This window comes from Cupriavidus sp. FW305-F7 (assembly GCF_058782875.1).
Map to the genome: position 1 here is coordinate 1 of NZ_JBYSYC010000068.1, position 22,794 is coordinate 22,794.

Genomic DNA, 22,794 nt, shown 5'->3' on the forward strand with positions numbered 1-22,794 from the left:
GGGTTGCCCGACAGGCCGTCGATGACCTCGACCACCTTCATCAGCGGCACCGGGTTGAAGAAGTGGTAGCCGGCGATGCGGCCCGGCTGCTTCGCGCCCACCGCGATCGCGGTGATCGACAGCGAGGACGTGTTCGAGGCGATGATAGCGTCCTCGCGCAGCACGGCTTCGAGCCTGGCGATGAGGTCGCGCTTGACTTCCAGCTTCTCGACGATGGCTTCCAGCACCATGTCGCAGCCAGCCAGGTCGTCCAGCGCGCCGCAGGGCTTCACGCGGGCCAGCGTGGCGTCGGCGTCGGCGGCGCTGATCTTGCCCTTGTCGGCGAGCTTGGCCAGCGTGTCCTGCAGGTACTGGCGGGCCGTAGCCACGGCCTGCGGGTTGGCGTCGTACAGGTTGACGGTCAGGCCGGCCTGCGCGGCGATCTGCGCGATGCCACGGCCCATGGCGCCGGTGCCGACGATGCCCACGGTTTCGATCCGCATAGTTGAGTTGGAAATGGCGTTCATTTGTCGGTTCATATCGAAGTATCAGGACGTCCTGCTACTGAGAAACCGGATAGTAATCGGGGCCGCCATGCGACGCAGGCGGCCCCGTATCCCGAAGCTTGATTTCAGTCGAGCGTGAGAACGTACTTGCCGGCGACCTGCCCCGATGCCAGTTTTGCCAGCGCTTCCCCAGCACGGGCCAGTGGCAGCACGCCGGCAATCGGCGGCCGGATAGCCCCTTGCTCATACAGGCTGAAGAGCTTCTCCTGCACCGCCTGGACTTTCCCCGGCTGCCGTTCCCGATAGTCGCTCCACTGCAGCCCGCCTACGCTGATGTTCTTGACCAGCAGGTAGTTGGCCTTGATTTCCGGAATGCGGCCAGCGGCAAAGCCGATGACCACCGCACGACCGCACCATGCCATCGCGCGCAAGGCCGCATCGAATACGTCACCGCCAAGCGTGTCGAGCAGAACATCCGCACCGTGCCCTCCCGTTGCGACGTGGACCTGGTCGCGCAGGGAATCCCGCAGGTTCGGCGCTGCCAGGTCAATGACAGCGTCCGCGCCCATCTCGGTGACGGCCTTCGCATGCCCGGCGCCGCTGACGCCGGCGAGCGCAGTTCCACCAAGCCCCTTCACGATCTGCAGCGCCGCGGAGCCGACGCCACCGGCGGCGCCGGTCACCAGCACCGTTTCACCTTCCTGGTATCCCCCTCGTTCGACCAGAGCGAAGTAAGCAGTCTGATAGACCAGCCCCATTGCCGCGGCGTCTTCGAACGACATGCTGTCCGGGATCCGGAAACAAGCGTTCTCGCTGGCACTGACGAGTTCCGCGTACGCACCGTATTCGAGCTGTGCCACCACGCGATCGCCGGGACGCAGCTTCCTGACATCACTGCCGACCGCGCGCACGACTCCTGCGGCATCCTTGCCCGGTGCAAAAGGGCGCTCGGGCAGGATCTGGTATTTCCCGCGCACCACCAGCAGGTCGGGATAGTTGACCGCGGCGGCCCGGACTTCAATCAGGACACCATCGGCAGGGAGCACCGGATCCGGCAGCTCGCCAATGGACAGATGCTCGGGCTCATTGAACTCCTGGATAACGATAGCCTTCATATCGACGATCTTATGATTCGAGAAGATGGTTGTCGGCGCCGAGGGCGGGCGAGGTCTGCTCGGGGCTCGCGCTGCGGAATGCCGCGTCCACCGGAACGGGTAACGCGGGCAATGTGGTGCCCGCCGCGGTCTTCACTGTCCGGTCAAACAAATGCCGTGCAGCGAAATGCGGATCCGCCGCAGCCTCCTCCAGGCTGACCACACGGCTGGTGCAAACGTCCTGTCCCGCGAAGCGGTCCATCCAGTAGTCAGCCGTGCGCTTTGCCACCGCGGCGGCGATCGCCTCGGTCGCATCTGCCGGCGCGAGCCGGTCGAGTGCGGCGGCATCCAGTTCGATCAGCGTGGTGAAGTTGCCCCAGAACTTTTCTTCGATCGGTGCCGCGGCGAGGAAAGCGCCATCGGCGGTCCGGTAGACCTGATACCGCGGCGAACCCCCGGTCACCAGGTCTGAGGCAGGGCGGGGCCACTGGCCCCGGGCACCGGCGCCAAGCCCCCAATACTGGAACGCGAACAGGTTGTCGGCCATGGCGATGTCCAGATGGATGCCTTTGCCGCTCTGCTCGCGCTGGCGCAGGGCCAGCAGGATATTAATCATGGCCGGATACGCGCCGCCGGCAATGTCGGCGATCAGCGCCGGCGGCAGCCCTGGCTTGCCGTCAGCGCCGGCTGTCAGCGACAGCATGCCCGCAGCGGCGACGTAATTCAGGTCATGTGCGGCCTCGTTCGCCCTCGGACCGTGCTGGCCAAAACCGGTGATCGAGCAGTAGACCAGTCGAGGATTGATCTTCGTGACATCCGCGTAGCCTAGCTCCAGCCGGTCCATCACACCCGGCCGGAATTGCTCGAGCAGGACGTCGGCCTCCTGGATCAGCGGCACAAGGCTGTCGATCGCGGCCGGCGATTTCAGGTCGATGGCGACGGACTTTTTGCCGCGATTGAGGAGCACGAAGTTGGTACTGTCCGCATCGGCCTTGGGCTCATACGACCGCATTTCGTCGCCGCGGCCGGGCCGCTCGAACTTGATGACCTCGGCCCCGGCCTCGGCCAGCAGCAAGGAACACAGCGGCCCGGGTAGCAGGGTGCTGAAGTCCAGCACCTTCACCCCAGTCAATGGTTGTGTCATGGCGTGCCTGCCTTGGCGCGTTCGGCAGCGACGCGGGCGCGGCGTGCAGGCGCATAAGGTTCCTGACCCAGCGCCTCGTACAGCGCCTGGGTGACAGCGTAGTGCTGTGCCAGCCCGGTGCGCTCCAGCAGCGAGATCGGCCCTTCCGGATAGCCGAGGCCCAGGCACAGGGTCTTGTCCAGGTCCACGGCGGTGGCCAGTTTTTCGTCCAGGCGCCGCAGTGCCGCGTTGAAGTAGGGCCGGATCAGCCGGTCGACGATGCGTCCCGGAAAGTCATTGCAGACCGCGACCACCAGGCCGCTGGCCTGGAATGCCGCTTTGGCAGCCTCGATCGCTGCGGGATCCGTGGCCGGTTGCCGCACCAGTTCGACCAGCGGGCTGGGATCGGCATTGCCCAGCCGGAAGCGGGCGAAGCCAACGACATTCGACCCTTCCAGGCCGCGGTTCTCGCCGGTATGGAAGCCCAGGCACTCGGTATCGAGCTCGACGGCAACAAAGGTCCTGGCCTCGTGGCCGGTACCGCTGGCATAGGATGCGCCGGCGTTGGCACCGAGGTAGACCAGGCCCTCGCCGTCCGCAGTGGATTGTTCCAGGAAGGCGTGTGGGGCTGGGAAGGAGCGGCTCTCGCCGGCACGAACGATCTCGTATCGCATATCAGGCTCCGAACATCTTGGTATCGCCGTAGACGTGAAAACCTCTGCCGGTTTTCTTGCCAAGGCGGTTGGCGGCGATCATGCGCCGTACCAGCGGCGGGCAGGCGGCGCGCGGCTCATGGGTCAGGCCATGCATGGCCTCGCACAGCAGCTTCTGGGTATCCATGCCGACCAGGTCGAGCAGTTCGAGCGGACCCATCGGATAGCCGAGGGCGGTCTTGATCGCCAGGTCGATATCGGCGGGCTCGGCCACGCCTTGCTCGACCAGCCTGATGGCGTCGTTGTTGAACGGGATCAGGAAGTAGTTAAGGATGAAGCCCGGCGTGTCCTGCGTGGTTACCGGCTTCTGTCCCATGGCTTCGGCAAAGGCCCAGGCACGCTGGAAGGTCTCATCGGATGTGGCGAGCCCGGGGGACATCTCGATCAGCTTCATCAGCTGCGCCGGCAGGCAGAAGTGCATGCCGACGAAGCGGTCCGGCCGGCCTGAGCCGCCGGCGATCTCGGTGATGGAGATCGTGGAGGTGTTCGACGCAAAGATGGTGCTCTCCGGGCAGACCGGGTCGAGCGCCTGGAACAACTGGTGCTTGACCGCAAGATCCTCGAAGACGGCCTCGATGATGATGTCGCACTCTGCCAGTCTCGCCAGCTCGGTGGTGCCTTGCCACCGGTCCAGCGCGGCGGCGGCGGCGCCCGGCGGCAGCTTGCCGCGTTCCTCCGATTTCTTCAGGAAAGCCTCGGTCTGGCCTTTGGCACGGTCAAGCGCCTCTTGCCTGGCATCGAACACGATGGTCCGGAATCCCGCGCGGGCCGCCACAATGGCGATCCCGGCCCCCATGGTGCCGGCGCCGGCCACGCCGACGGTTTGGATAGTTGTCACCGTTGTCTCCTACTTCTTCAAGAAACTGCGTCCGATCAGCTGGCGGTGCACCTGGTTCGTGCCCTCCCAGATCTGCGTAATCTTGGCGTCGCGCATCAGCCGTTCGACGCGATAGTCGTTGCAGTAGCCGTAGCCACCCAGAAGCTGGACCGCGTCCGTCGTGATCCGCATGGCGGCATCCGATGCGCGCTGCTTTAGCATTGAGGCCTCGACGCCAAAGTCCTTCTCGCCGGCGTCGACCATCTCACCGACGCGCCATAGCCACGATTCGCACAGCGCCAGTTCCGACGCGAGGTCGGCCAGCATGAACTGGATGCCCTGGAATTCCAGGATCCGTTTGCCCGATTGCCGGCGCTCGTTGATATACGCAACGGCGTCCTCGAAGGCGGCACGGGCGATGCCCAGCGCATGCGCCGCGACGCTGGGCCGCGAGCGGTTCAGCGAACCGAACAGGATGCGCAGGCCATCCCCGGGATTGCCGATCAGGTTGGCGCGCGGCACGCGGCAGCCATCGAACGCCAGGCTGGCGGTGCTGGAGGCACGTGTGCCCATCTTGTGCTCGGTGCCCAGCACGCGCAGCCCCTCGGTGCCTTTCTCCAGGATCAGCACCGAAATGGCTGCCTTCGGATCGCTGATCTCCGACCACTTGCCGAACAGCAGGTATTGGTCGGCGACGTCGCCGTTGGTGATAAAGGTCTTGCCACCGTCGATGACGATCTCGTCACCGTCAGGGGTAAAGCTGGTGCGCATGCCGGTCGCGTCGGAGCCGGCCGACGGCTCGGTGATCGCCAGTGAAGCGAGACCGCCCTCGGCAATCCGCGGCAGCAGGCGGGCCTTCTGTTCCTCGCTGCCGTATTCGATCAGCGGCTTGATGGCATGGAAATTCGTCGCCCAGACGATGCCGGTCGATGCGCACGCCTTGGAAATCTCCCGTACGCAAGCGAGGTAGCAGAGATAGGAGAGTTGCGCGCCGCCATAGGCGTCCGGGATGAACATCGCGTTCAGCCCCAGCGCATTGATCGCCTGCACGTTCTCCCACGGGAAGGCGCCGGTGCGGTCATACTCGGCGGCGCGCGGTGCGATCTGCGTTTCGCAGAGGTCCCTGACGCTGTCCAGGATCATCCGCTCTTCATCGGAGAGGGGCAGGTGGGCGTCCAGTCGTTCCAGAATGTTCATGAGTGCATCCTTGTTCAAAGGGCCATGCCCTGGCCGCCGTCGACATAGAGCGTCTCGCCGGTCAGGAAACGTCCGGGCAACTGGAACAGCATGGCGACGAGCCGGCCAATATCGGCGGCTTGCCCCGGGCCGCCGGCGGGAATCCGCTTCTTCAGGAACGCTTGCAGCGCCTCGCCATTCAGCTCGTCCCGGTTCAGGTCCGTCTCGATATACCCGGGCGCGATATTGAGGACGCGGATGCCGTTGCGTGCCCATTCCACGGCAAGGCAGCGCGAGATCGCACCCACCGCGGCCTTGGATGCGCAGTAGGCGGCGTTGCCCTTGACGCCCAGCTTGTCGTAGAACGAGCCGATATTGACGATGAGCGACGAACCGCTCTCGCACAGGTAGGGGTGGGCGGCCTGGCTGGCCAGCAGCACCGAGGTGGCATTGGTCGTCATCACCCGCTCGAAGTCTGTAAGCGGGAAGGTTGCGGACGCGCCTTGCAAATGGATGCCTGCGTTGTTGACCAAGCCCACCAACGGCGTGCCGAACATCCCCGGCACCGCGGCGAACGCAGCCTGGACCGATTCCGGGGCAGTGATATCGCATCGCATGGCGCGCACCCGGACTTGCGCTGCTTCGTCCAGTCCTTGCAGATCGGGAAGCTCGCCGGAGCGGGACAGGCACGCCACGTGCAAACCGGCGCAGGCAAGCTCGGTTGAGATGGATGCACCGATACCGCGGCTGCCGCCCGTCACGATGACCGTACCGTTGATCTCAGGCATCTTTGAACTCCGGAGTGCGTTTTTGCAGAAAGGCGCGCATGCCCTCCGCCGCATCGGCGGTCTGGTAGGCAAGCGTGGACAGGTCGGCCTCGATGTCCAGGCCCTCGTCCAGCGTGGTCGCCATGCCGCGTGCCACGGCCTCGCGGGCAAACAGCGATGCGCACCGGCTGTAACCGACGAAATCGGCCATGAAGGCTTTGCCGAGTTCCTCCGGTTCGCCTTCCGGCACGACACGGTTGACCAGGCCCCAACGCTCGGCCTCGATTGCGTCCACCGTCCGACCCGACATCACCAGTTCGGTGGCGCGCGCTTCGCCCACCAGGCGCGGCAGCCGCTGGGTGCCGCCGTAGCCGGGAATCAGGCCAAGCTTGATCTCGGGCAGGCCCAAGCGCGCCTTGACGGTAGCGATGCGGAAGGTACAGGCCATGGCCAGTTCGAGGCCGCCGCCGAAGGCGTAGCCGTGCAGCACCGCCACGGATGGAATCCGCAGCGCCGCCAGCTTGGCGAAGGTGCGCTGGCCCAGTTGGGCGCCGAGGCGCTGTGCCATCAGGTCCCTGTCCATCAGCTCCTTGATGTCGGCGCCGGCGCAGAACGCCTTGGGGCCGGCGCCGGTGACGATGAGCGCGCGCGCGTCGGATGCCGCCACCTGGTCGAGGGCGTACGACAAGGCCTCGATCATCGCGAACTGCAATGCGTTCAGTGCGTCGGGCCGGTTCAGGGTCAGGACCGCATACGGGCCGGCATACTTGATGTCAATCGCCATGGTTATGCTCCTGCAACTGCACGTGCCCGATAACGGACGGCCGTCGGCTTCAACTGTCCGCGCAGGGTCATGTCGACCAGTTCGCGTTTGAGGATCTTTCCGCTGGCAGTCAGCGGGAAGCTGTCGAGTCCGAGGAAGTACTCCGGCATGTCGTACTTGGACAAGCCGCAGCCAGCCAGGTGTTCCAGCATGTCGTTCGCGGGCAGCTCTTGCCCGGCGCGCACGATGACCGCTAGGCAGACCTTCTCGCCCAGTCGCTCGTCCTGCACCGGATAGGCCGCGGCGCGTTCCACCTTGGGATGGCGCATGGCGAGTTCCTCGATCCGTGCCGGGTGGATGTTGTGGCCGCCGCGGATGATCAGGTCCTTCTTGCGCCCGACGATCACCACGCAGCCGTTCTCGTCGACGATGCCGAGATCCCCGCTCATGAACCAGCCATGGATATTGAACGAAGTCTCGGTAGCGACCTGGTTGCTGAAGTACCCGAGCATCAGCAGGCCGCCGCGCCCGCCGATCTCGCCGACTTCGCCGACCTCGGCTTCTTCGTCGATGTTGTCCTGCTTCCAGAGCTTCACCTCATAGCCCCGGCATGCGCGTCCGCAGGTGGACACGATGGTGTCCTGCGTGTCGGTCGGAACGGTGTAGTTGTGCGACCCGTTCTCGGTCATGCCATACACGTTCTGCGGCGTCACGCCCAGGCTGACAAACTTCTGCGCGACTTCGCGGGGGATGGCCGCACCGGCCATGTAGAAGGTGCGGACCTCGCCCAGCGACGTCATGTTGCGGTCGCGTACCGCCTGCAGGATGTCCATCGCATGGGTGGGTACGCCCATCACGTAGGTCGCGCCCGTTTCCAGGATCCAGTCGAGCGCGTGCTTGCCGGCGCGCAGGTTGGTCATCACCATCTCCAGCCCGGCCACCAGCATCTGCTCCATCGCGACCGTCGCAATGTGGTGGCTCATCGGGCTGAGCGTCAGCAGCGTGGTGTCGGCCGTGTGGCCCCAGTCCTCTACCAGGGCACGGCCATTCGCCAGCAGCGTGTTGTCGCTGTGCATGACGCCTTTGGGTAGGCCGGTGGTGCCAGAGGTGAAGGCCAGATAGACGATCTTGTCCGGGTTCAGGTCCGGCGTGGAGAGGGCAGAAGGAGGCTGCCTGTCCGGGAACGGCAGGGCGCCCTCCGGCAGCGCGGCATCGCCGGCAGCCGGATTGGGCAGCGCAAGCACGCAGGCCAGCGTCGGGATATCCGCCACCCGAGCGAAGATGGAGTTGCGGTCCGAGTCCGCCCCATAGCCCGGCATCGCAAACAGCGCGCGGCACTGGATGCGGTTCAGCAGCGTGCAGATCTCGTCGACGGTGTAGTTCTGGTGCAACGACGGGCAGCAGACGTAGCCATTGCGCGAGCACGCCAGGAAAATGATGGTCGCGTGCACGACGTTGGGCAGCCAGATGCCGACGCGGTCGCCGGGCTTCATGCCCTGGCGATGCAGCGTTTCGGCGACGCTGTCGATCCAGTCGACCACTTCGCGCCAGGTCAGCCTGACATCGGCATCGCGCAGTGCGCAGGAGGTGGGACGCTCGCGCGCATGGCGCCGGGCCAGCGTGTACAGCGTCTCTTGCTGCCAGATGCCAGACAGGTAGTAGTCCCTCGCATTCTGCGGGTTGTGAAGGGTCAGGATGTTCTGCATGATGGTCACCCGTACTTCAATGGCCGAACTTCGACGGATCGGGCTTGCGGCGCTCGGCGAAGGCGGCTGCCAGCTCGTCGTGCTCGTCCGATTCGAGGTAGCCGCGCAGCAGCAGGTCGTGCGCCATCCGCGACAGGCCGCTCACGCCGCCGTGGCGCGCATTGAAGGCGCTCTTCAGTGAGGCGAGGGCGAACGCGCCGCGCTCGGCGACCTCAAGGGCATACTCGCGCGTGGCGGCACGAAGCTGGTCATCCGGTACGATCCGGTTGATCAGGCCGATCTCAAGCGCCTCTTTCGCGCTGATCTTGGGATTGCGGTACCAGATGTCCTTGGCGCGCTTCTTTCCGACCAGGTCCTCCAGGTACCACGTGCCATAGCCAGCGTCGAAGCTGCCAACCATCGGGCCCACCTGGCGGAAGATCGCCGACTCCTTCGCGATGGTCAGATCGCAGACGACCTGCAGCACGTTGCCGCCGCCAACCGCGAAGCCATTGACCGACGCAATCACGGGCTTCTGCAGCCGGTCGATGCTCTCGTACATCTCCAGCGTCGGCAGCACTCCGGCATAGAGCGTGGTGTCCTGCATGCCGTCCTTGCGGCCGCCGGTGCAGAAGAACTTGTCGCCGGCGCCGGTGATCACGATCACGCGCGTACGGGTTTCACGGCGGATCGCGTTGATGCAATCGCGGATCTCGTGGCACATGGTCTCCGTGAACATGTTGCCGTCTTCCGGCCGGTTCAGCGTGATCGTGCCGATGGGGCCGTCTTCTTCGTAGAGGATTTCCGAGTAGCTCATTGTGTCTCCTGATTAGACGATTTCTGCGTCGATGAGGCCTGCAATACACGTCGCGGACATGGAAAGGCGTTCCGCGAGAATGCGTTCGGTGTCCTGCCCGAGAGCGGGGGGAGGGGTGCGATAGACGGCGCTGGCGCCGTCGAAGCCGATGCCCAGGCCAACCTGCGGGACACGGCCCGCGGCACCTTGGCCGGTAAAGAACATGCCGGCGTCGCGCAACGGCGCGTCGTCAACCAGTTGGTCGATGCTGTTGATCGGGCCGGCCGGGATCCGGTGCCGTGCGAACAGCGCCAGCCAGTGTTCGCGCGGTCGGGTGGCCAGGATCTCGGCAATAGCAGCCACGATCGTGTCTCGTGCCTGGCGACGCTTCGCATTGGTTTCAAAGCCGGCCTGCTTGCCGTAGGCGGGGTGCTCAACGGCGTCCCAGAAGCGCTGCCAGATGGCGTCGTTGCCCAAGCCGAGCGTGATGGGGAAGTCAGCCGTCTCGAACACCTGGTAGATGGCAATGACCGAGTCGGTACCGCCCGAGCGTATCGGCGGCTCGCCGGACCCGAGGAACGGGACGATTCGCGGTGCCATGAAGCGCGTGGCTGTGGCAACCATCGATACATCGACCCGCTTGCCGGCACCGGTGCGTTGCCGCTCGAACAGCGCGGCGAGCGTGGCCATGGCAATATCCTGGCCGGCCAGCAGGTCGGCCGCAGGGGTGCCGACCTTCTGTGCTGGCCGGCCTGCCTCTCCGGTGAGATGCATCACGCCGGAGTAGCCTTCGGCGATCAGGTCATAGCAGGGCAGGTCGGCACGCTCGCCCTGCAGGCCGAAGCCGGTCACGGACACATGGATCAGCCCCGGGTGGATCGCCTTGAGCGTGACGTAGTCCAGCCCGAGCTTTTCCTGCACCCGCTGCGTCGTATTCAGGACGACGACATCGGCCTGGCGCACCAGTTGATGGGCGATGCCGCGACCCTCGGCCCGGGTCAGGTCGACCGTCATGCTCTGCTTGTTGCGGTTCATGCTCAGGAACCACAGCGACTCGCCCTCCAGGAAAGGCGGGCCCCAGCTGCGCGTGTCGTCGCCGCCCGCGCGCTTCTCTATCTTGATGACTTCCGCGCCAAGATCGGCGAGCAGCAAGGTGCCGTAGGGGCCGGCGACTGAGGTGGTGAAGTCCAGCACGCGCACGCCTTCGAGGCATCGCATTCCAGGACCCTGGGGCATAAGTGGGAGTGTATTCAGGGCGTCCATTTCGGGTCGGGTGAACAAGGTCGCACCGGTATCCGCAAAGGGCGTGCCAGTGTTTTGGCATGCACTTTGCAGTGATCCTTTGCGAGTTCCCGAGACCCAATTCCCGCTTGGCCTGGAAGCCGCGATAGGCCTGCATCAGTGCGGCAGACAAGCGCAGCAGGTCTTAGAATTGGACTGTATTCGAGCTGTACTCGAGCGTAGTCGGAAAGGCACTTGTGTCTTCGGCAAAGACACTCACCGCCGGCCACGCTCCCCATGTGGTGGAGACATGAAACGAGAATCGGAAGGCATCCTCGTGCTGGACAACGAGGGCAAGACGACATTTGCAAGCGGACTGGGCCGAGACACGCTGGTCTCCGGTTCGCTGAGCCGCATGTGGCAGAACCGCGCCCGCGTTCCCGTCAGGCGGCTTTCAGCCATGACGGAACTGGAACGCCCGCTGACGGTGGCGGCCATTCCTACGCGCGATGCCGTCTGCTTCCTGATCTTTGCCGTGCAGGAAGCCGACGAACTGACGGAATTCCTGGCCAGCGTGGATTCGGCCGAGGACATCCTCAGACACTTTGTGACCGACCCCTACAAGGCCATGGTCGTGGTCGATACCGCGGGCAAGATCACCTACATGAGCCCGGTCCATGAGCGGTTCTTCCGGCTCAAGCATGGCGAGGCAATCGGCCGTCCGGTGACCGAGGTCATCGAGAACAGCAAGCTCCAGGAGGTAGTAAAGACTGGTAAGGCGCAGGTCGCACAACTGCAGGAGATGAATGGCGTCACGCGCGTCGTTTCGCGCCTGCCCATCTTCGACAGCAACAAGCGGGTGGTGGCCGCCATCGGACAGGTGATGTTCAAAGGACCGGAGGCGATGCGCGAGCTGACCGGGGAGCTGGCGCGCGTCAAGCAGGAGCTGGACTTCTACAAGCGCGAGCTCTCCGGCATCCGCAATCGCAGCTACGGCCTGGACCAGATTGTCGGCAGCAGCGATGCGGTACGCAGGCTCAAGGAGGACATCCTGCGGGTCGCCCCGCTCGACGTGCCGGTCCTGCTGGCCGGGGAGAGCGGCACGGGCAAGGAGATGGTCGCCCATGCCATCCATATGCTGAGCCCCCGCAGCGACAAGCCGCTGATCCTCGTCAATGCGGCGGCGATGCCCCCCAATCTGGTGGAGAGCGAGTTGTTCGGCTATGAGCCCGGGGCGTTTACGGGAGCAGACCGGAAGGGGCGGAAGGGCAAGTTCGAGGCGGCGGATACCGGCACCATGTTCCTGGATGAAATCGGCGACATGCCGATCGACATGCAGGTGAAGCTGCTGCGCGTGCTGCAGGACGGGCAGTTCGAGCGCATCGGCGGCGAACGGGCCCGGCATTCCGATTTCCGCCTCATCTCCGCCAGCAATCGGGACTTCAAGTCCATGATCGCCAGCTCGACTTTCCGACTGGACCTGTTCTACCGGATCAGCGCGGTCACCTTGCGCCTGCCCGCGCTGCGCGATCGCCTGGAAGATATCCCGGAACTTGCCGACACCTTCCTGGAGGCATTCGCGTCACGGCACGGTGCCCCCAAGAAGGCCATTTCCGAATCGGCCATCCGCTACCTGCAATCTTGCGCGTGGCCGGGCAACATCCGGCAGCTACAGCACGCGATTGAGCGTGCGGCGATCTTCTGCGATGGTCCTGCGTTGTCCATCGCCGACTTCGGCAGCCTCGAAGGTGCCGACCAGTCGGCGGGCAGGCGCCCGGCAGGCACCGACAGCCTGGCCGGACAGGGGAAGGCGGACATCCGGGAGGCCAAGGAGCGGGTGGAATGCGAGCTGATCCTCGAGGCCATGCGGCGCACGGGCGGCAACAAGAAGCGCGTGGCGGAGGAGCTCGGTATCTCCCGCTCTTACCTCTACAAGCGGCTGAGCATGATGGAAGAGGCTCGCGATGACGAGCCGGCCTCCCGCTGACAGTCCAGCGCGCTATAGCATCGGCGAGGTACGGTTCAGTACAGCCTTGAGGGCGAAGCTGGACCGTATGTGCTCGACGCCCTTGATGCGCGTCAGCGTCCGGGTCAGGAAGTTCTGATACGAGCCCATATCCGGCACCACCACACGCAAAATGAAGTCCGCATCGCCGGTCATGGTGAAGCAGCTCATGACCTCCGGTGCGACAACAATCTCCTTCTCGAAGCGGGCGATCGCCGCCTCCGACTGGTTCTCCAGCGTGACGGATACGAACACATTGAGTTCGCCGATCAGCTTGCCTTCGTCGAGCCGCGCCACGTAACCGCGGATATAGCCCTGTTCCTCAAGCCTGTGGACGCGCTTGAGCGTCGGGGTCAGCGACAGCCCGATCCGTTCCGACAGTTGCCGCCAACTCAGCCGCCCGTCGCGCGCCAGCTCCCGCAGGATTTGAAGGTCGGCTTTGTCGAGATTGTGGACATAGTTCATTTGATCTTTACGTTCGGCTGGAGATAGTTCAAACGTACTACAAAACGACCAACCTGTAATGCACTTTGGTGCAGATCGATCCGGGGCGAAACCTAAACTAACTCATCCATTTTCAGATGAAATCCCCCCGGAGGCCCGCGTGGTTAATCAAGCGACGTTGCCCAGTGCATTGGGTTCGGCAGCAGCCGAGCAACGAACATTCCTGACCGGCATACAGGCACTGGTTCGCCTGCCGATGATACAGCGCGAGCTTGACCGTGCGCGCGGTCTCAGTACCGCCGGCCTGGTATCCGGCTACCGCGGGTCGCCGCTCGGCGCATACGACCAGCAACTGTGGAAGGCATCGAAGCAACTCGCTGCCCATGATGTGGTGTTCCAGCCGGGTCTCAATGAAGACCTCGCCGCCACGGCACTATGGGGTGCACAAATGCACCGCGCCTTCGGGGAAACCAAGGCCGACGGCGTCTTTGGCATCTGGTACGGGAAAGGGCCTGGCGTAGACCGCACGGGCGACGTCTTCCGCTGCGCCAACATGCTTGGCACGTCGAAACTGGGCGGCGTGCTCGCCGTTTCCGGCGATGACCACGCCGCGCAGTCGTCCACGTTTCCGCACCAGACCGACGGCATCTTTCATTCGGCATCGATTCCCGTGCTGCAGCCGGGCAATGTGCGCGAGGTTATCGAACTCGGCCTCGCCGGCATCGCGATGTCGCGCTTCTCCGGGCTGTGGGTGTCGCTGAAGACGATCGCGGAGGTGGTGGAAACCGCCGCCACCGTCGACCTGGGTGCCTGGCCGGCCTTCGTCGAACCTGTCGACTTCGCCGTGCCCGCGCACGGACTTAACTGGGACCCGAGCGTGGCATGGCCGGGTCAGCGCGGGGAACTTGAGCGCCGCCTGATCGAAGAACGCCTTCCCGCCGCGCGCGCATGGGCAAGGGCGAACCGGCTCGACCGGGTCGTGGTCGAGGCGCACGCCAGGCGGCTTGGGATCATCACCGTCGGCAAGGCGCACCAGGATCTGATGCAGGCGTGCCGCGACCTTGGCCTGGCCGATGCCGACCTGCGCGCCATGGGTGTCTCCGTCTACAAGGTGGCGATGAGCTGGCCGTTGGAAACCGAGGGCGCCTGCGCGTTCGCGGCGGGGCATCGGGAAGTGCTCGTGGTGGAAGAGAAGCGCGCCAACGTCGAGGCCCAGCTCAAGCAGGCGCTGTTCCACCGGCCCGCGTCGGACCGCCCCGTCGTGACCGGCAAGACCGACCGGGATGGCGCGGCGCTGCTGCCCGAGATATCGGAGCTGAGTGCCCACCTGGTTGCCGGCGTGCTGGTGCGACGGGTACTGGCCAACGGCATCGACGCGCCGTGGATGCAGGATCGCCTTGCCGTCCTCGACGCCGCTGCGAAGAAGCCTTCCGCCGCGGTCATCCCCATCCGCCGTCCGTACTTCTGCTCGGGCTGCCCGCACAACACCTCGACGCGCACGCCGGACGGCTCGATCAGCAGCGGCGGGATCGGCTGCCACGTGATGGCGATCTCGCAGCCGGAACTGAAGACCAAGGTGATGAGCCACATGGGCGGCGAGGGCGCACAGTGGGTTGGCGCGGCACCGTTCTCCAGGACGGCGCACGTGTTCCAGAACCTCGGCGACGGCACTTACCAGCACTCCGGCCTGCTTGCCATCCGTGCCGCCATCGCCGCGAAGACCAACATCACCTACAAGATCCTGTACAACGACGCGGTCGCGATGACCGGCGGGCAGCCCGCGGAAGGCGTGAACGATCCCGCCCGCATCACGCGGCAACTGCACGCGGAGGGTGTGGGACGGATTGCGCTGGTCACCGACGATCCCGCGCGCTGGCAGGGCGATAAGGCGCTGGCACCAGGGGTGGAGGTCTTCCATCGCGATCAGCTCGATGCGGTGCAGCGCCAGCTCAGGGAGATCGCCGGCGTCACGGCGATCGTCTACGAGCAGACCTGCGCCGCCGAGAAGCGGCGGCGCCGCAAGCGCAAGGAGATGCCGGACCCGGACCGCCGCCTGTTTATCAATCACCAGGTCTGCGAGGGCTGCGGCGATTGCTCGGTGCAGTCGAACTGTATCTCCATCGAGCCGCTGGAGACCGCGCTCGGCCGCAAGCGCACCATCAACCAGAGCGCCTGCAACAAGGACTTCTCCTGCGTCAAAGGCTTCTGCCCGAGCTTCGTCGAGGTGGAAGGTGTCGCGCTGCGCAAGCCGGACAAGCGGCGGCTCGCCGCCACGGAGGCGGAACTGGTTGCGAAACTGCCTGCACCGGCACTCCCAGCGCTGGACGAGCCGTTCAATATCTACATCACCGGCATCGGCGGCTCCGGGGTCCTGACGATGGGCGCCTTGCTCGGCGCGGCGGCAAGCTTCGATGACCTGGCGGCTACGGTGCTCGACTTCACCGGCATGGCGCAGAAGAACGGCGCCGTCGTCAGCCAGGTGCGTATCGCCATGGCCGACTTCCAGATCCCGGCGTCGCGCATCGGCGAAGGGAAAGCCGACCTGTTGCTAGGGGCCGACCTGGTGGTGTCCGCGGCGGTCGACTCGCTGACCCGGCTGGCGCCGGGCCGCACCGCCGCTGTCCTCAACCTGGCGGAAACGCCCACGCCGGATGTGATCAGCAACCGGGACGCCGCATTGCCGGTCAGGCTGATGCATGACCGGGTCCGCAGCCGCTGCCACAGCGCATCGTTCCATGCCATGGATGCAGGCGCGCTGGCGCAGCGCATCTTCGGCGATACCCTGCCGACGCATACCATGATGCTCGGTTACGCGTGGCAGCAGGGGCTGGTCCCGTTGAGCCGCGAAGCGATCGAACAAGCGATCGAGCGCAATGGCGCGGCTGTCGAGATGAACAAGTCGGCCTTCAACTGGGGACGTATCGCCGCGGCTAGGCCGGATGCACTGGATGCCATCGGCCAACAGCCGCTTGCATCGAAGCCGGAAGCGGACTCGCTGGACGCGCTGATCGATATGTATCGGCGCCAGCTTGTCGAATACCAGGGCAACGACTATGCAAAGAAGTATCTCGACCTGATTGCCCTGGTGAGGACCGCCGAAACCCAGGCGAAGCCGGGCAGCGAGGCATTGACCACGGCCGTGGCCCGCAGCGCCTACAAGCTGATGGCCTACAAGGACGAGTACGAGGTGGCCCGCCTGTACACGGCGCCGGCTTTCCGCGAATCGTTGCAGAACCAGTTCTCGCAGGCGGACAAGGTATCGCTCTGGCTGGCACCGCCGCTGCTGTCCCGTACCGATCCGAAGACCGGCCGGCCGCAGAAGCGCAAGTTCGGGCCGTGGATCTTCCCTGTGCTCAAGATCGTTTCCGGTCTTCGCGGGCTGCGGGGCACGCCGCTGGATGTCTTCCGCTACACCGCCGAGCGAGGCGCGGAGCGGCGCCTCATCGCAGAGTACTTCCACGATGTCCGTAAGGTCTGCGCGCGGCTCACGCCGCAGACGCTCCAGCAGGCGGTCGAATTTGCGGCAATGCCAATGGAAATTCGCGGCTTCGGCCCGGTGAAGGCGCAGGCCATGGAGATCCATGCCGGGCGGCGTGCCGCGGCGCTGGCGGGGCTGATGGACGGTGCCGGCAGTGAAAGCGGCAGGCAACAACTCAGCAGCATCAATGCTGCTTGACCAAGGCGGCCAAGGAAACAAGGAAAACCACGACATGAAAAGCAACGACATCCAGTTCTCGCGCCGGGCGCAGGCACTGACCAGTTCCGTCATCCGCGAAGTCCTGAAGCTTACGGAGAAGCCGGAAATCATCTCCTTCGCCGGCGGTCTCCCGTCCGCGCAAACCTTCCCCGTGGAGGCTCTCCAGGCCGCATGTGAGCGCCTATTTGCCGACGCTCCGGCTGCGGCATTGCAGTATGCGCCGAGCGAGGGGCTGCAGCCGCTGCGCCAGTGGGTGGCGGAGAAGCACGGCGTGGATGTTGCCAATGTGCTGATCACCACGGGCTCGCAGCAGGCACTGGACCTGCTGGCCAAGGTCTTCATCGACCCGGGCAGCAAGGTGCTGGTGGAAGCGCCGACCTACCTTGGCGCATTGCAGGCGTTCTCGCTTTCCGAACCGGCCTACGCCGAGGTGCCGACCGACGACCAGGGCCTTCAGCCGGAGGCGCTGACCGAAGCGCTCGCGGCCGGCGCCAGGTTTCTGTACACGATCCCGAACTTCCAGAATCCGACGGGGCGCCGGCTGCCGCTAGAGCGCCGCAAGGAACTGGTGGCACGAGCCGGGGAGCTTGGCGTGCTGCTGGTCGAGGACAACCCCTACGGCGAGCTGCGCTACAGCGGCTCGCCGCTGCCGTCGCTGCATTCGCTGAACCCGGGAGGCGTGATCTACATGGGGTCGTTCTCCAAGGTCCTGGCGCCGGGCCTGCGCCTTGGCTACATGCTGGCGCCGCCGGCGATCCACGCCAAGCTGGTGCAGGCAAAGCAGGCTTCCGACCTGCACACGCCCAGCTTCACGCAGCGCGTCGCTTACGAAGTTCTGAAGACCGGCATGCTCGACAGCCATATCGCCTCGGTCTGCGATCTCTATGGCAAGCACTGCGCAGCCATGCTGGATGCGCTGTCGCGACACATGCCCGAGGGAGTGCGGTGGAGCAGGCCGGAAGGGGGCATGTTCATCTGGGTCGAACTGCCGGCGGCCATCGACACCATGGCCTTGCTTGAAGAAGCGGTGGCCAGGAACGTGGCCTTCGTTCCCGGCGCGCCGTTCTATGCCATCACGCCACGCAACAACACGCTGCGGCTCGCCTTCGTCACGGTGCCGCCGCAGAAGATCGAAGAGGGCATCGCCAGGCTCGGCGAGCTGGTCGCGAGCCATCTCCGCGCGCTGCAGCCGGCTGATGCGGTCGCGGCAGTCCAGTGAGGAGAAGCCATGCGTAAAGGCTACTGGATCGCATTGGTCGACGTCACCGATGTCGACGGCTACAAAGGCTATATCGCGGCCAACAAGGCCGTGTTCGAGAAATTCGGCGGGCGCTTCATCATCCGCAACGGCGAGAGGGAAGTCGTGGAGGGATCGCTTCGTTCGCGCGTGGTGGTGATCGAGTTCAGGGACTACCAGACGGCCCTGACATGCTATCGGTCGCCGGAGTATCGGGCAGCGATGGCTCTGCGCGAGCCGTATTCGCAGGGAGACATCGTCGTGATCGAAGGATATGAGGGGCTGCCCGCATGAGCAAGACAAAGGCGATCAGGATCCGCGAGACCGGCGGACCGGAAGTCATGGAGTGGGTAGACGTGGACCTTGGCGAGCCACGCGCAGGCGAGGTCCAGGTCAGGCATCACGCCGTAGGGGTCAACTTCATCGACGTGTATTTCCGCACGGGTTTGTATCCGATGCCGCTTCCCGGCGGCATCGGCATGGAGGCAGCGGGCGTCGTCACCGCCGTCGGCGATGGCGTGACCAGCTTCCGCGTTGGCGATCGGGTGGCCTATGCGGGCAGCGTGCCGGGCTCGTACGCGCAGGAATGCGCGGTTCCGGAGGGCGAACTGATCCATATCCCGGACAGCGTGGATTTCGAAGAGGCTGCCGCGATGACGCTGCAGGGCCTGACGACGCAATACCTGCTGCGCAGGGCCTATCGCGTGAAGGCCGGCGACACGATCCTTATCCATGCCGCCGCAGGAGGGGTGGGTTTGCTGGTCTGCCAGTGGGCCAGGGCGCTGGGCGCGCGGGTCATCGGCACGGTCAGCTCCGATGAGAAGGCGGAATTGGCCTTGGCCAACGGGTGCGACTTTCCCATCGTCTATTCCCGCGAAGACTTCACCAGCCGAGTGCGTGAGATCACCAACGGGGAAGGGGTGCCGGTGGTCTATGACTCCGTCGGCAAGGACACCTATGTCGGATCGCTCGACTGCCTGGCCCCGCTCGGCACGTTCGTCAGCTTCGGGAATTCGTCCGGGCCGTTGCCGCCGATTGAGGCATTCGAGTTCACCAGGCGAGGTTCGCTCTTTTTCACGCGGCCGCAGTTGTTTCACTATGCCGCCCGCCGAAGCGACCTCGACGAGATGGCTGCCGACCTGTTCTCCATGATGCAAAGCGGAACGGTGAAGGCGAACATCGGCAATCGCTATGCACTCGCCGATGCCGTACAGGCTCACCTCGCCCTCGAGGGCAGGAAAACTACCGGATCCAGCATATTGATTCCGTAGACACCAGCAACATCCAACCGCAAACAGCCAGGAGCAACAGATGCCCAAGGGATATTGGATCGGTCAGGTAGAGATTACCGACCCGGAGAAGTTCGCGGCGTATAGCGAGGCCAATCAGATCGCCTATCGGAAGTATGGGGGGCGGTATCTGATCAGGGGTGGCAATGCCGACGTGGTGGAAGGCAGTTTCCGCTCGCGCCTGGTGGTGATCGAGTTCGAGGACTACGAAACCGCGCTCGCATGCTACCGGTCACCGGAGTATCAGATCGCAGCCAGCCTGCGCAAGGCTGGATCGACCGGGGATGTCGTGGTGGTCGAAGGCTACGCTGGCGTGCAGCCCGAGGACGTGAGCCTGTAAGCGTGAACGGTGGCGCACCTCGCGATGCGCCACCCTGCTCAGATCCGCGCGTCCGCGGCCGCTGGTGCCGGCGCCGGGCTAGAACTGACCGCCGTATCGACACGTTGTCCGGATGCGGACAGCCGATGGCTGATGCAGGCCAGCGCCAGGGCGCCCACGATACCCGCCGCACCGATCACCAGGAAGTTCTGTTCCAGCGGCAGCTTGAGCGAGACGATCAGGCCGATCAGCACCGGTGCCACGATGGCACCCAGGCGCCCGATTCCCGACGCCATGCCGACACCCGTAGAGCGGATCGACATGGGATAGAACTGCCCGCTGTAGGCATACGCCACGATCTGCGCGCCGGTGGTACAAGCGCCGACGGCACCGATAAGCAGGTAGAGCACGTCAGTCGAGGTCTTGAACGTCATCAGGTACAGGAAGAAGGCGCCGAGCGCGTACATGCTCACCAGCACCCACTTGATGTGGAAGCGGTCGGCAAGCCAGCCGCCACCGATCGCACCGACCACCGCGCCGAGGTTCAGCGCGATCACAAAGCTCAGCGCGGAGCCCAGGCTGTACCCCGACATCGCCATCAGCTTGGTCAGCCACGTGCTTAGCGCGTAGACCATGAACAAGCCGGTAAAGAAGGCGATCCAGAACATGATCGTACTGACCCCGCGGCCCTCCTGGAACAGCCGCGCCACCGGTGCGCCGGCGGCGCGGTCCTGGTGCGGTACCTGGAAGGTGGCGCCGGGATCGAGCCTCAGTTGCGGATCGATGCGGCGCACGACTTCACGCAGGTCGCGCTCGTTCTGGCGCGACACCAGGAACGACAGCGACTCCGGCATCGTCTTCAGGATGAAGGGAATCAGAATCACCGGCACACCCGCGGCAAAGAAGACAACCTGCCAGCCGAACCCGGCGATGAACTGCTTGCCGATCACGGCGGCAAGGATGCCGCCGATCGCATAGCCGGAGAACATCACGGTCGTCATAAAGCTGCGGATCCGCCGCGGCGAATACTCGGTCATCTGCGCAACGATGTTTGGCATGACACCGCCGATCCCGAGACCTGCGATAAAGCGCATCACGCTGAACGTGACCGGGTCGCTGGTGAGGCCCGCTGCCGCGGTGAACACGCTGAACAGGAACACGCACAGCGAAATGGTCCATCGGCGTCCGATCTTGTCGGACAGGGCGCCCAGGAAGATGGCGCCGAACATCATGCCAAACAGCGCAGAACTCGCCATGAAGCCGGCCGTAGAGGCGGTGACGCCCATTTCCTTCATGATCGACGGCAGCGCGGCGCCCGCCACGGCAATGTCGTAGCCGTCAATGATGATCACCAGCAGGCACCAGGCCAGGACCCGCGCGTGGAAGCTATTGAACCTGGCTTCGTCGGCCAGTTTATGTACATCGATGTGCTGCATGGGTGTCTCCTCCATCAGTTACGCCCTTGGAATCGCGTTCGTGGCTTCCCGGCGTGGCACCGTACGGGCAACGACGCTAACGCCGATGGAACGAAATATGGTCGATGGAGAGATATACGTCAACATCATGATGCATAAATCAGGAGCTACTACGGGTAATTCCTCTGTTTTTACTTTGTAGACTAGACAACTTCATCAATATGGCGACACAACTGCTGGACACGGAACGGCCCATGAATCTAGGAGACCATCCGCCTCTCAATTGGCTGGCGCGCAGCCGTTGGTGTGCGCGAGCAATAATCGAAATGGGTGACGGCATACAGTGTGTTATGCGCCCACACATCCTCACCACCTAAGGTGACCTAGTTGCTGTCACTGAGACGGTAAGCGCGGGAAAAACCTAATCTTGGGTGCCTGGACTGCCATCGCAAAGGGCATGTGACGTGTAGCCCAGTAGTGGCCCTTTGGCAGGGCTGCGATCGCTTGTCGAGACATTCGCTCCCAGCACCGTAGTACGTAACGGACTATCCTCATTTTTCGCGCGGCCAAACTAGCACGCTCTCGTCGTTGGCGCGCGCGGCCAGCTTTATGCCGTCGGACAACAGTACACGCCATTGTGCCTAGCGAGCGCAGGCGACCGGGCAGGGCATTCGCGCGCGCGGTCACGTCGGCGCCGTTCTGGTGCCGCGCGACAAGCGATTTCGTCGCAACGGCGCCGACGGCCGCAACCGACACTGGTGGCTCAAATTGAGCAGGCTTTTTCAAGGCCGCACTGCTTCCACTTGCACGCCTGTCTGAGTTGCGGGCGAGGCGAACCACCATTTTTGGCTGGACGGTCCGTGTCCTGGACTATGGATGATGATGGCCGCAAAGCACCTGTCTGGCCTATCTCCCCGCGGGTAATGTTCCCACATCGGTACCCACATCAGCGCAGCGTCATGGTGGACAAACGTGTCCTCTCATGATTGTGCCACTGCTTGTGCGCCACTCTGCCGACCCGTAACACCAGAGAGCTCTATGACGAAGACGTATCGCATCGGCCAGATCGTGCCAAGTTCTAACACCACCAGGAGACCGCGCCAAAACGGGGGCAAACCACCGACCACTGCCGAGGGAGGAGGGCGGCCATGCGTATCAGCTTGCAACTTGTAGTGCAGGACGATGGAGGCGCGCCAGCCACCGTCACCGAGATTGCCCAGTTCGAGAGAGACGGCCTTGATGTGGGCTCACTGGGCCTGCATATGGAAGAGGCGAAATCATTGCTGGGTCGGCTGCAGCGCACGATGGTCGCGGCACAGGTTGCCGAGGCAGTTGCCCGGACCAGCGTTTGTCCCACGTGCGGGGCGCAACTGGCTTGCAAGGGCCACCATCACTTGGTCTTCCGGAGCGCGTTCGGGCGACTGTCGATTGACAGTCCCAGACTGTATCCCTGTCGGCAATGCCAGGGCGACGCTCCCACCTTCAGTCCGGTCGCCAACTGCTTGCCTGAGCGGGTCAGTCCAGAACTGCAGTATCTCGAGGTCAAGTTTGCAGCGTTGATGTCGTATGGTCTGACCATCAACGTTCTGCAAGAGGTGTTGCCGCTCGATCATGTGCTGGCAGCCAGCTCGATCCGGCGGCAGGTCACCACGCTCGGTCGCAGGCTGGAAGCGGAACAGGCCACCGACGCCCGGCAGCAGGCGGAGGTGGCGGCGAGCGGCCGGTCGCCCGAGATCCCGGAGCCCAGT

At 64.5% G+C, this 22,794-nt stretch carries 19 protein-coding genes and 1 pseudogene; 7 read left to right on the plus strand and 13 right to left on the minus strand.

The genetic code is table 11. From position 1 onward, the window contains the following. The 11 genes from AC3WL8_RS36705 to AC3WL8_RS36755 all read right to left on the minus strand — a co-directional run. On the minus strand, positions 1-506 hold a 506-nt coding region (locus AC3WL8_RS36705), incomplete at its 3' end, for a 3-hydroxyacyl-CoA dehydrogenase NAD-binding domain-containing protein (RefSeq protein ID WP_492379940.1). A gap of 104 nt (positions 507-610) precedes the next feature. Next, complete coding sequence (locus AC3WL8_RS36710; RefSeq protein ID WP_492379941.1) at positions 611-1,600, minus strand: NADPH:quinone oxidoreductase family protein; 990 nt, start codon at positions 1,598-1,600, stop codon at positions 611-613. Between the two features lie 10 nt (positions 1,601-1,610). Then, positions 1,611-2,723: a CaiB/BaiF CoA transferase family protein gene (locus AC3WL8_RS36715; RefSeq protein WP_492379942.1), complete on the minus strand. Its 1,113-nt coding sequence runs from the start codon at positions 2,721-2,723 to the stop codon at positions 1,611-1,613. Beyond that, entirely contained in the window at positions 2,720-3,376 is a 657-nt protein-coding gene (locus AC3WL8_RS36720) for a 3-hydroxyacyl-CoA dehydrogenase family protein (RefSeq protein WP_492379943.1), read from the minus strand. The genes AC3WL8_RS36715 and AC3WL8_RS36720 overlap by 4 nt, the downstream gene beginning before the upstream one ends. A 1-nt stretch (position 3,377) precedes the next feature. Then, on the minus strand, positions 3,378-4,253 hold the full coding sequence (locus AC3WL8_RS36725) for a 3-hydroxyacyl-CoA dehydrogenase family protein (protein ID WP_492379944.1): 876 nt from the start codon (positions 4,251-4,253) through the stop codon (positions 3,378-3,380). A 9-nt stretch (positions 4,254-4,262) separates the two neighbouring features. Next, positions 4,263-5,429: an acyl-CoA dehydrogenase family protein gene (locus tag AC3WL8_RS36730; RefSeq protein WP_492379945.1), complete on the minus strand. Its 1,167-nt coding sequence runs from the start codon at positions 5,427-5,429 to the stop codon at positions 4,263-4,265. Between the two features lie 14 nt (positions 5,430-5,443). Next, a complete protein-coding gene (locus tag AC3WL8_RS36735; RefSeq protein WP_492379946.1) occupies positions 5,444-6,196 on the minus strand; it encodes an SDR family NAD(P)-dependent oxidoreductase in 753 nt (250 codons plus the stop codon). Beyond that, entirely contained in the window at positions 6,189-6,959 is a 771-nt protein-coding gene (locus AC3WL8_RS36740; protein ID WP_492379947.1) for an enoyl-CoA hydratase/isomerase family protein, read from the minus strand. Before AC3WL8_RS36740 ends, AC3WL8_RS36735 begins: the two co-directional genes overlap by 8 nt. A gap of 2 nt (positions 6,960-6,961) precedes the next feature. Continuing rightward, positions 6,962-8,644, minus strand: coding sequence for a class I adenylate-forming enzyme family protein (locus AC3WL8_RS36745; RefSeq protein WP_492379948.1), 1,683 nt, complete (start codon positions 8,642-8,644; stop codon positions 6,962-6,964). Positions 8,645-8,660: 16 nt separating this feature from the next. Further along, positions 8,661-9,440: an enoyl-CoA hydratase-related protein gene (locus AC3WL8_RS36750; protein WP_492379949.1), complete on the minus strand. Its 780-nt coding sequence runs from the start codon at positions 9,438-9,440 to the stop codon at positions 8,661-8,663. A gap of 12 nt (positions 9,441-9,452) precedes the next feature. After that, the gene (locus tag AC3WL8_RS36755; RefSeq protein ID WP_492379950.1) at positions 9,453-10,637 is read right to left on the minus strand and encodes a CaiB/BaiF CoA transferase family protein; all 1,185 of its coding nucleotides are present in this window, start codon (positions 10,635-10,637) and stop codon (positions 9,453-9,455) included. 124 nt (positions 10,638-10,761) lie between these two features. Here AC3WL8_RS36755 and AC3WL8_RS36760 point away from each other — a divergent pair, with 124 nt between their 5' ends. Then, positions 10,762-12,627, plus strand: coding sequence for a sigma-54 interaction domain-containing protein (locus AC3WL8_RS36760; protein ID WP_492379951.1), 1,866 nt, complete (start codon positions 10,762-10,764; stop codon positions 12,625-12,627). A gap of 12 nt (positions 12,628-12,639) precedes the next feature. Here the strand turns inward: AC3WL8_RS36760 and AC3WL8_RS36765 are convergent, their stop codons facing one another. After that, a complete protein-coding gene (locus AC3WL8_RS36765; protein ID WP_492379952.1) occupies positions 12,640-13,110 on the minus strand; it encodes an Lrp/AsnC family transcriptional regulator in 471 nt (156 codons plus the stop codon). 139 nt (positions 13,111-13,249) lie between these two features. Between AC3WL8_RS36765 and AC3WL8_RS36770 the strand changes: the two genes are divergently transcribed. Genes AC3WL8_RS36770 through AC3WL8_RS36790 form a run of 5 tightly spaced genes read left to right on the plus strand, consistent with a single transcriptional unit; the run spans position 13,250 to position 19,652 of the window. Continuing rightward, the gene (locus tag AC3WL8_RS36770) at positions 13,250-16,765 is read left to right on the plus strand and encodes an indolepyruvate ferredoxin oxidoreductase family protein (protein WP_492379953.1); all 3,516 of its coding nucleotides are present in this window, start codon (positions 13,250-13,252) and stop codon (positions 16,763-16,765) included. 34 nt (positions 16,766-16,799) lie between these two features. Next, positions 16,800-18,005: an aminotransferase-like domain-containing protein gene (locus AC3WL8_RS36775; protein WP_492379954.1), complete on the plus strand. Its 1,206-nt coding sequence runs from the start codon at positions 16,800-16,802 to the stop codon at positions 18,003-18,005. A gap of 9 nt (positions 18,006-18,014) precedes the next feature. After that, positions 18,015-18,317 carry a DUF1330 domain-containing protein gene (locus tag AC3WL8_RS36780; protein WP_340527404.1) on the plus strand — a complete coding sequence of 101 codons (303 nt, stop codon included), beginning with the start codon at positions 18,015-18,017 and terminating at the stop codon, positions 18,315-18,317. Further along, the gene (locus AC3WL8_RS36785) at positions 18,314-19,294 is read left to right on the plus strand and encodes a quinone oxidoreductase family protein (RefSeq protein ID WP_492379955.1); all 981 of its coding nucleotides are present in this window, start codon (positions 18,314-18,316) and stop codon (positions 19,292-19,294) included. The genes AC3WL8_RS36780 and AC3WL8_RS36785 overlap by 4 nt, the downstream gene beginning before the upstream one ends. Before the next feature lie 40 nt (positions 19,295-19,334). After that, positions 19,335-19,652, plus strand: coding sequence for a DUF1330 domain-containing protein (locus AC3WL8_RS36790; RefSeq protein WP_492379956.1), 318 nt, complete (start codon positions 19,335-19,337; stop codon positions 19,650-19,652). Positions 19,653-19,690: 38 nt separating this feature from the next. Here AC3WL8_RS36790 and AC3WL8_RS36795 read toward each other — a convergent pair whose 3' ends face one another. Continuing rightward, positions 19,691-21,067 (minus strand): MFS transporter, encoded by a 1,377-nt coding sequence (locus tag AC3WL8_RS36795; protein WP_492379957.1) that lies wholly within the window; start codon positions 21,065-21,067, stop codon positions 19,691-19,693. Between the two features lie 1,127 nt (positions 21,068-22,194). Here AC3WL8_RS36795 and AC3WL8_RS36800 point away from each other — a divergent pair. Continuing rightward, positions 22,195-22,723: pseudogene (locus tag AC3WL8_RS36800) on the plus strand (ISKra4-like element ISBte1 family transposase); the annotation flags it as partial. Positions 22,724-22,794 lie beyond the last annotated feature (71 nt).